General features: G+C 42.4%; 7 protein-coding genes. 5 read left to right on the top strand and 2 right to left on the bottom strand.

Going from position 1 to position 9,466, the window contains the following annotated elements; translation table 11 throughout:
- Positions 1 to 255 precede the first annotated feature (255 nt).
- From I6F40_RS12865 to I6F40_RS12885, 5 genes are read left to right on the top strand one after another with little or no spacing between them, the layout of a single operon-like run.
- Positions 256 to 1,461, top strand: a complete 1,206-nt coding sequence (locus I6F40_RS12865; protein WP_197193035.1) for an amidase family protein — start codon at positions 256 to 258, stop codon at positions 1,459 to 1,461.
- Entirely contained in the window at positions 1,458 to 3,059 is a 1,602-nt protein-coding gene (locus tag I6F40_RS12870) for a gamma-glutamyltransferase family protein (RefSeq protein ID WP_197193036.1), read from the top strand. The genes I6F40_RS12865 and I6F40_RS12870 overlap by 4 nt, the downstream gene beginning before the upstream one ends.
- Positions 3,047 to 3,871 (top strand): sulfite exporter TauE/SafE family protein, encoded by an 825-nt coding sequence (locus I6F40_RS12875; protein WP_024593246.1) that lies wholly within the window; start codon positions 3,047 to 3,049, stop codon positions 3,869 to 3,871. Before I6F40_RS12870 ends, I6F40_RS12875 begins: the two co-directional genes overlap by 13 nt.
- A gap of 3 nt (positions 3,872 to 3,874) precedes the next feature.
- The gene (locus tag I6F40_RS12880) at positions 3,875 to 5,104 is read left to right on the top strand and encodes a pyridoxal-phosphate-dependent aminotransferase family protein (protein ID WP_197193037.1); all 1,230 of its coding nucleotides are present in this window, start codon (positions 3,875 to 3,877) and stop codon (positions 5,102 to 5,104) included.
- Between the two features lie 14 nt (positions 5,105 to 5,118).
- Complete coding sequence (locus I6F40_RS12885) at positions 5,119 to 6,405, top strand: allantoate amidohydrolase (RefSeq protein WP_197193038.1); 1,287 nt, start codon at positions 5,119 to 5,121, stop codon at positions 6,403 to 6,405.
- A 115-nt stretch (positions 6,406 to 6,520) separates the two neighbouring features.
- Here I6F40_RS12885 and I6F40_RS12890 read toward each other — a convergent pair whose 3' ends face one another.
- Positions 6,521 to 7,081 carry a YrbL family protein gene (locus tag I6F40_RS12890; RefSeq protein WP_197193039.1) on the bottom strand — a complete coding sequence of 187 codons (561 nt, stop codon included), beginning with the start codon at positions 7,079 to 7,081 and terminating at the stop codon, positions 6,521 to 6,523.
- A 495-nt stretch (positions 7,082 to 7,576) separates the two neighbouring features.
- Positions 7,577 to 9,115: a glucan biosynthesis protein gene (locus I6F40_RS12895; RefSeq protein ID WP_197193040.1), complete on the bottom strand. Its 1,539-nt coding sequence runs from the start codon at positions 9,113 to 9,115 to the stop codon at positions 7,577 to 7,579.
- Positions 9,116 to 9,466 lie beyond the last annotated feature (351 nt).

A 9,466-nucleotide genomic window follows, 5' to 3' on the forward strand; every position in this document is an offset into this window, starting at 1 on the left:
TTTTTATAGCCCACATTTATAAATCTCATACAACCCACCAAAACCTGACCAATTGGACAGGATTTTAATTTGTGGCATTCCTCTTGCTTAGGTTTTAAACAATATAATAAGCTAACCGATTAAAAAGCGGATCAGGCTCTGTAAAATAAAAACAAGATGTTACGCAGTGGGCTGAAAAATAATAAAAATTAATCTGTCTTTTTAATCACCCTAAATCTGGACTGCTTGGTCAGATTTTTTATAACGAGTGGTGATATGAGTACCAAAAATAATAATACGCCCGGTATTTTTTGTGACCATGGTCCTAAAGCATGGCAAACACATTACCAAGGCACACTTATTAATAAGCGCCTTGTGGTAAAAGATGTATTTGCTATTAAAGGCGAGCGTAACAGCGCTGGTAACCCACACTGGCTTAAAACAGCTAAACCGGCACAGCAAACATCCAGCGCCATAAACAAATTAATGAGTGAAGGCTGTAATTTTACAAGCTTTACCCATACCGATGAGCTGGCGTACAGCCTAGAGGGAAATAACATTCACTATGGCGCTGCTCAAAACCCTAAATTAAAAGGGCATGCTTGCGGTGGTTCGAGTATGGGGTCTGCTGCTGCAGTTGCTGCTAACTTAGCTGATATTGGCTTAGGCACCGACACTGGCGGCTCAATTAGGATACCCGCCAGCTATTGTGGTTTATATGGCATAAGGCCAAGCCATAACGTGATTGAAAAAGACGACCTAATACCGTTGGCTCCCCCTTTTGATACCATAGGTTGGCTTACCCAAAGCGCCGAGCTATTAAGCGATGTAGGTAATGTGCTGTTACCAAATCAGGCTATTAATAACGTTGATACCTTAGTTATTTGTGAGCCGTTATTTGAACTCGTTGACCCCTCTTTACAAGCACCACTGGGTAAGCTTTTAGAGAAAACCAAACCTTATTTTAATCATCATATCGATTTTAAGCTCCCCAAAAGCAACCTGCTAAGTGAGCTTGCCGATACCTTTAGAATATTACAAGGTCGTGCGATTGCTAAAACGCACCGAGACTGGCTTGAACTCCCAGATCAGCTTTCTCATTTTGCGCCAGCAATTGCGGCTCGTTTTAAAATGGCACTGGCTTTAACCGAGCAAGAAGAACAAGAGGCGTTAAAAATACAGCACGAGTGGCAAACAATAGTCGCTAAAAACCTAAACAAACACAGCTGCTTATTTTTACCCACCACACCCACAACCGCACCTAAATTAGGCGCCGACACAAGCGCCTTACGCATGCAAATTATTACGCTTTCGGCAATTGCGGGCCTTAGTGGCTCAGCGCAAGTGCATTTACCGCTGGCTGATTTAGCAAATGATCATCCGTATGGTTTTTCATTAATGATGAGCCACGGTAACGATAAAAGCTTACTTGCTTGCGTTAAGCACCTAGCTGCACACTTTAAACAGGACACACCGACATGACCACACACAATATTGCATTTACCGCGTCTCATTTTTCGGCAACAGAGGCGGGTATAAATATACTAAAACAAGGCGGTACAGCTACCGAGGCTATGGTAGCGGCTGCCGCTGCGATTAGCGTTGTATATCCACATATGAACTCAATTGGTGGCGATAGCTTTTGGCTTATCGATAACCCAAACCAAAAAACGCCCACCGCTATTGACGCCTGCGGCCGCGCAGCAACTAATACAACGGCGTATAACACGCTCACGCAAATACCAGAGCGCGGCGGATTAAGTGCACTTACTCAAGCGGGCACAATACGCGGCTGGCAAAAAGCGCTTGAACTAGATGAGCACGCAGCACTACCACTGTCAAAAATTTTAGCACCCGCTATTGAGCTTGCGCGCGAGGGTTTTACCGTAACAAAAAGCTTGCAAGCAGGCTGCGAAAAGCTAGCCGCTGTTAACAATACTAATGACGCGTTTAAAAACCTCTACATACCCAATGGTAACCCCTTGCAAGCAGGTCAACATTTTAAAAACCCTAAACTTGCAGCAACGTTTGAATACTTAGCAAAACATGGTTTAAACGCATTTTATGAAGGCGCACTTGCCAACTCATTTGCCGCCGACTTAGCAAAAGCAGGCAGCTCAATCACCGCAGATGACATTGCAAATACTAAAGCCGGGGTAGTTACTGCGCTAAATGCAAACCTCAGTGGTATTGATTGCTACAACTTACCCGCGCCAACACAAGGCGTGCATTCACTACAAATAATTGGTGCCGTAAATAAGGTAAAGCATTTAGCTAAAACCGATGCCGACTGGACACATTTAATTGTTGAGGCAACTAAACAAAGCTTTACCCATCGCCCTACCCTTTGGGCTGATCCTGAAGTATTAGGGAATGATTATAAAAAAGCACTAACTGATGATCGCTTAAGCCAACTTGCTAACAATATTGATATGAGTAAAGCCAAACAATGGCCATTTAACGCAGAGCCTGGCGATACCGTGTGGATGGCAGCAAAAGATAAAAACGGGCAATTAGTCAGCTTTATTCAAAGTATTTACTGGGAATTTGGCAGCGGAATACTAATGAGCGAAGGCGGCTTTGTGTGGAATAACCGAGGTTTAAGCTTTAGTTTAAACAATGAAGATATTGATGCGAGTAACAATATTAACGCCCTTGCGCCAAATAAAAAGCCGGCTCATACACTTAATCCAGCAATGGCAAAGTTTAGCGATGGTCGTCGACTTGCTTACGGAACAATGGGCGGTGAAGGGCAACCACAAACCCAAGCCGCTGTTTTTGCAGGCTACGCATGGCGAAATAAATCAATAAAACAAGCGATTAGCGACCCTCGTTGGTTACTTGGACGCACATGGGGCGATACAAGTACAAATTTAAAAATTGAAAAAGGGTTAGTTTTTCATATAGAACATGAATTAAATCAACGTGACCACGATTGGGTAAGCGTTGATAATAATAACGAAATGATGGGGCACGCTGGGGCTATTTTAGATACACCTACAAGCCTTGAAGCTGCAACAGATCCTCGTTCAGATGGACGTGCAACAGTAACCACAGCAGGAACACAATGTCAGAAATAATAAACCAATGGCCAATAGTAGCGGCCTTAATAGCAACCGGTATTTTTGCCGGAATTTTAGCAGGACTTTTTGGTGTAGGCGGCGGTATTGTTATCGTACCTGTGCTGTATTTTTTACTGCAAGGTTTTGGCGTAAGCCCAGAGTCAGCAATGATGATAGCCACCGCTACATCACTTGCAACCATAGTACCTACTTCGCTTTCATCTATTCGATCGCATCATAGCAAAGGAAATATTGACCTTGCGCTAATAAAATACTGGGCACCGTTTATATTAGTTATGGCGGTAGTCGGTAGTATTATTGCTCATACCGTTCGCGGTAACGCATTAGTGCTCATGTTTGCCTGCATTGCTATTTTAGTCAGTTTAAACATGTTATTTAGAGCCGGCGCACCTGCGCTTGTAAAACAACTACCAGGTAAATTTGGTCAAGGCGTTATGGCAAGTATTGTAGGTGGTTTGTCGGTAATGATTGGCATAGGTGGCGGTACTATTGGCGTACCTATGCTAAACGCATTTAATGTACGCGCCCATGTTGCAGTAGGTACTGCGGCCGTTTTTGGTTTATTGATTGCGCTACCAGGTGTTATTACCTTATTAAGTATTGGCACAACGCCAACCGATGCTCCCCTAGGTACGTGGGGGTTGGTTAACCTCCCTGCCTTTTTTCTTATTATTCCGCTGACTATTTTATTTGCACCTATTGGCGTAAAAATTGGTAGCAAGCTGGATCAAAAACAACTAAAACGCGCTTTTGCCGTTGTCTTAATGATAACCGGCATTCGCATGCTCATTCAGACTCTGGGAGCCTAAAATATGTTTAATAACACGCAAGTTCAAACCTTAAACCCACCACAGCGTTTATTAATGGGCCCTGGCCCTATTAATGCAGATCCTCGTGTTTTACGTGCTATGTCGGCGCAGCTTATAGGCCAATACGACCCAGTAATGACCGGTTTTATGAACGAAACCATGGCGCGTTACCGCGAAATTTTTAAAACCAAAAACGAATGGACCATGCTAATAGATGGCACATCGCGCGCAGGGATTGAAGCCGTATTATGCTCAATTTTACGCCCAGGCGATAAAGTATTGGTGCCAATTATGGGGCGCTTTGGCCACCTACTTGCTGAAATAGCAGAACGCGTTGGCGCAAAGGTGCACACAATAGAAGTACAGTGGGGCGAAGTGTTTACGCCAGAACAAATCGAAAAAGCCATTGTTGATGTAAAACCCCATGTGCTTGCCATGGTACAAGGCGATACATCCACCACCATGAACCAACCTCTTGAGCATATTGGCGATATTTGCCAAAAGCACGATGTACTATTTTATTGCGATGCCACCGCATCTATTGTGGGTAACGAACTTCCTGCCGACGAATGGAAGCTCGATGCACTTTCTGTCGGTCTACAAAAGTGTTTAGGCGGTCCTTCTGGGTCTGCGCCATTAACACTAAGCGACAAATGCGCCGAGTGGATCCAAAAACGTAAAAAGGTAGAAGCAGGCATTCGCACAGCCGATCATATCGACGGCACAGAGCCCTTTGTGCGCTCTAACTATTTTGATTTAGGTATGATCATGAATTACTGGGGAGAGGAGCGCCTAAATCATCATACCGAAGCCACCAGCATGCTTTACTGCGCCTCAGAATGCGCCCGCATAGTAATTGAAGAAGGCGTAGATAACTGCGTAGCGCGCCACAAATTACATGGCGATGCCATGCTAACCGGCATTCAAGCACTGGGCTTAAACGTATTTGGCGATTTAACGCATAAAATGAACAACGTACTGGGTGTTTATATACCCGAGGGCATTAATGCCGATCACGTACGCGGGCAAATGCTAACCGATTTTGGAATAGAAATTGGCACCTCGTTTGGACCACTTCATGGCAAAATTTGGCGTATTGGCACTATGGGCTACAACGCCCGAAAAGATACCGTACTACAAACACTTGCAAGCCTAGACGCTTGTTTGCATACCAACGGTTACAAAGGTCCTAAAGGCGAAGCCGCCATTGCCGCCCTCACTCACTATAAATAAAAAAAGGATTTAGCATGACGATTGTAAGCCCCCTTTTAAAGCCTTTGTTAAACAAAGAACTTGCTGATGAATACGCAACACGCGCTTTATCTCGCTGTAAAACCCTCAGCACACTATCGCAAATGCAAGGTGGCATTCACCGTGTGTACTTATCAAAAGAGCACAAAGAGTGTAACACCGTTACTGCATCGTGGATGGTTGAGGCTGGCATGCAATCGTGGCAAGACGAAGTGGGCAACCTTTGGGGACGACTAAAATCATCAAACCCACATGCTAAACGTTTAATTATAGGATCGCACCTCGACACCGTACCAAACGCAGGTGCGTTTGATGGTATTTTAGGTGTACTACTGGGGATAGAAATTGCAGCGCTTGCAAATAAGTTAAAGCTCGACCTGCCCTTTCATTTAGATGTAGTGGGCTTTTGCGATGAAGAAGGCACCCGCTTTGCCACAACTTTAATTGGCTCAAAAGCCCTCGCTAACGAATTTGACCCACAGTGGCTAAACATTGAAGACACAAACGGCATAACTATGCGCCAAGCCATGCTCGACTTTGGCTTAAACCCTAACGACTACGCAAAGGCCGCACTAAACAAAAACGAATTACTAGCTTACTGGGAAACTCATATTGAACAAGGCCCTGTACTCGAATCGGTTAATCAGGCGTTAGGCGTAGTAACTGCAATCGCAGGTGCTAAACGCGCTATGCTTACCCTAACAGGGCAAAGCGGTCATGCGGGTACAACGCCTATGAATTTACGTCAGGATTCGTTAGCAGGCTGCGCCGAATTAGTAACCGAAATTGAAAAACTAGCAAACAATGCTAAAAATGGCGAAGTTGCCACCGTAGGGCAAATACAATCTCGCCCTGGGGCTACAAACGTGATTGCAGGCAAAACAACCATAAGCCTAGACGCACGCGCACAAAGCGACACCGATCTCGCTAACTTACTAAGCGCCATACAAAGCAGCGCACAATCTATAGCAAACAAACGCAATTTAACGCTTGATTGGCAATGGACGCATGCCGCCGATGCCGTTGCGTGCGACACCACTATTCAACATTTATTCACCAATGCATGCAAACTCAACAACCAAGCATCGCCTTCACTTGCCTCAGGCGCTGGGCACGATGCAATGGCAATCGCTCCAATTTGCCCCGTAGGCATGTTATTTATACGCAGCCCAGGCGGTATAAGCCATCACCCAGCAGAGGCGGTTATAGACAGCGATGTAACAAAAGCACTCAGTGTAATGTACAGCGCGCTTATGCTTTATGTGAAAGGGTTAGATACGTAATACTAATTTAATGCAATGGGTACAATTTGAATGGGGGCAGCGCATGACAAAAATTATAACACTTAGCCTAAACCATGCGTTTTAAATAGATTTGCTAAGAGCGGTATATAAAGAGCTATTTAAGACTCAAGCCTGAATTATTTAAACTTGACTCAAACCGGCGCCATTTTCTATCTATTTTACTCTTAGCCAACGAGCTAACGTAATTACTAATAGGAAAAAACTCTGTATTGCCAATATCATCAACAATCACACACCTTTCAATAATGCCGTTATTATTAATACAGGCAATGTTTCTGGGCTTTATTTCTTTGGTAATAACTAAGTTTTGTATTAAATAAACTTTTAATTTTAATAACGGCTCAACTAACGCCTCAGTATTTGGCTGATTTAAGTAATACTCAAGCGTTTTTGATGGCTGGTTATTAGAGTCGACCACTAAATCAAAAATGTACCCTGTACCAATATTAGTCTCTACCACATCATGATAGCGCGTTAATAAATCCCACTTGATTTTTCGGTTATTAAGTCGTTGATAATATAAAAGCTCATAATCTTGCTCTTGCAAGAACCCCTCATGACTTACTTTAATACATAATTTATCTATATCTGGGTGCCTGTAGCAAACTCTGTGAGACCCTTTACCTACAATTAAATCATCATCCAATATTATCAAAAAAATTTTATCCTAGCGTGGAATTTTTATAAATTTATAGCACACAACAAGCATTAAAATTACTCGTTTTATACCTATATCTATATTTACTAATATCGCCCAAAACTACAACATGAGCAATAAAAGAGCTGTATTACTTAAATAAGTGAGGTATTTTATCTATAAAATAGGTTTTATCAAGATAAATAAACACACTGTAGCCGAGTAAGAAAGTAAAGGTTTTTATTTTTTGTATTCACTTAGCTGAAAAATAAACATTAATTTAAGTTTGCCTCAAGCTAATAAGCTGAAATAGCCTGGAGCTATACAGCTGTTAATTAGCAAGTTTTGCGCTAAAGAAAATATACTAAAAACAGCCTCCAATAATAAGCGATGTTAATAAAAAACACTTTCGTTAGGCTTTGCCCACTACGTCAAATGCAAAGCGCATTTAGTGGCTATATACCGCACAGCAAAATATAGCCACCCGTTTTACTTTAATGCTTATTTAAGGTCTTATTTAATAGTTACCTTTGCATCACTTACCCATGTTTCAGTTATAGCTTCATCATTTTTATCGACTAAATACGCACGAATGTGCACCGGGTTATTGTTAGATTGTTTGTAGTCAAACGCTAATCGCCATTGGTTTGTACCTACAACCGGATAAACCCCAATAGGTTCTAGTATTTCACCGTTGCTGGCTTCAACAATTGGCTTTATACCACTTTTGTTATCTAAGCCTTTAAATACTGGGCCTTCAAAATCAATCACCATTTTGTTAACACCTTTAGGAATTGGCTGGCCGGGAATCCCGCCTAAGCCTTGGCGAGTATTTACAACGCTTGCAAGCGTTTTTGATTTTGGATCGAGTGGACGCCATTCAATATCATAAGAAAAGGTAAACTCATCACCTTTGCGCGCCTCTTTTTCAGGCACCCAATAGGCAACAATATTGTCGAACGTTTCATCTTTTGTAGGGATCTCGATTAACTGAACAGCCCCTTTACCCCATTTCCCTTTAGGTTTTATCCACGCTGATGAACGCTTATTGTAAAATACGCCATCGTCTTGGTAGTTATCAAAATCACGATCCCTTTGAATTAAGCCAAAGCCTTTAGGGTTCTCATCAATAAAGCTATTGGTCGATACCGACTGAGGGTTATTTAACGGTCGCCAAATGTATTGCTCTGAACCTGTATGAATCGCCAGGCCATCGCTGTCGTGAATTTCTGGGCGCCAATCTTTAGCTTCTGTTTTATCTTTTTGTGAATACCAATACATACTGGTTAATGGTGCTACGCCTAAGCGTTCAACATCGGCGCGCATATACAAATTAGCCGTTACAGAGGTAATATGGCCTTTGGCTTCTTTGTTATCTTTGCTTAAACCAAATCGATAAGCACCAGTGATAGAAGGCCCTTCAAGCAATGCCCAAACAGACACACTTTCACCTTTTTTCTCTGCGGGGCCAATCCAAAAAGCAGAAAAGCGCGGAAATTCTTCTGGCTGATTCATGCCCGTATTAATCGCGATACCTCGAGCCGAGAGTCCATATTGCCCCTCTGGGCCGTCGGTACGAAAATAAGACGCGCCTAAAAAAGATATCCAATCTGGTTTCATATCTGGGCGCATTATTCTAAAGCCTGCAAATCCAAACCCTTCTGGGAGATCGTGAGCTGGGCTGTCATCAGGCATATCAAAAACATCATTACTAAAAGGTACGTTTTGCACCTGATTTTCATCGTCTCTGATGTAAATACTTACTGGCTCAGGAAAATATCGCCCAGGGTAAAATAATTGTACAGGTGCGTTTTTTCCACTTGGGTATAAGGTTTCATCTTCTTTAAAGCGTATTTTCCAGTGTTCGTCATACGTAATTTTATCGATTAACTCCGGCGCTGGCACCTTAGTTGGCGTATAGGGTTTTTCGGCCGAGGCTTTTGCAAGTGATTTTAAGTCTTCGAATGAAAACTCCGTTTTATCTAATGCATCTGTCGCGTAAGACGACATCGAAGTGCTAAAAATAATTGCGATAAATAACTTTAATTTCATAAAAAGAATGTCCAATAAATTGAGTCTAATAAAAATGGGAACGCTGCACGAACGTATGTTTAACTTAAAGTTCTGCATGGATATTACGTGACGTAATATGAACTAGCGTTTACTAAGGTATTGTTATTTGACTCTTAGTTAATTTGTTTTTAGGGCGGCGCGTTTGGTGATGTCGCTGAAGTAAAAATAAGTGGGGATAGCGCAATTTATTATTAGATCGCTGGTATTCAAAGTGTAGTGGTACAGTGATTTTGGCCACCCATTAAGAAAGAAATGTTATGCTAATAAGCATACAAATTTGGGTGAAAAAATGACGAAATTAAAACGCGCAACGTATTCTGCAGCAATAAA

The organism is Pseudoalteromonas sp. SWXJ133, assembly GCF_015864365.1.
In the GTDB taxonomy this organism is placed as follows: Bacteria; Pseudomonadota; Gammaproteobacteria; order Enterobacterales; family Alteromonadaceae; genus Pseudoalteromonas; species Pseudoalteromonas arctica.

Coding starts and splice junctions, on each gene's coding strand:
- I6F40_RS12865 (WP_197193035.1), top strand. CDS start 256: ATGAGTACCAAAAATAATAATACGCCCGGTATTTTTTGTGACCATGGT.
- I6F40_RS12870 (WP_197193036.1), top strand. CDS start 1,458: ATGACCACACACAATATTGCATTTACCGCGTCTCATTTTTCGGCAACA.
- I6F40_RS12875 (WP_024593246.1), top strand. CDS start 3,047: ATGTCAGAAATAATAAACCAATGGCCAATAGTAGCGGCCTTAATAGCA.
- I6F40_RS12880 (WP_197193037.1), top strand. CDS start 3,875: ATGTTTAATAACACGCAAGTTCAAACCTTAAACCCACCACAGCGTTTA.
- I6F40_RS12885 (WP_197193038.1), top strand. CDS start 5,119: ATGACGATTGTAAGCCCCCTTTTAAAGCCTTTGTTAAACAAAGAACTT.
- I6F40_RS12895 (WP_197193040.1), bottom strand. CDS start 9,115: ATGAAATTAAAGTTATTTATCGCAATTATTTTTAGCACTTCGATGTCG.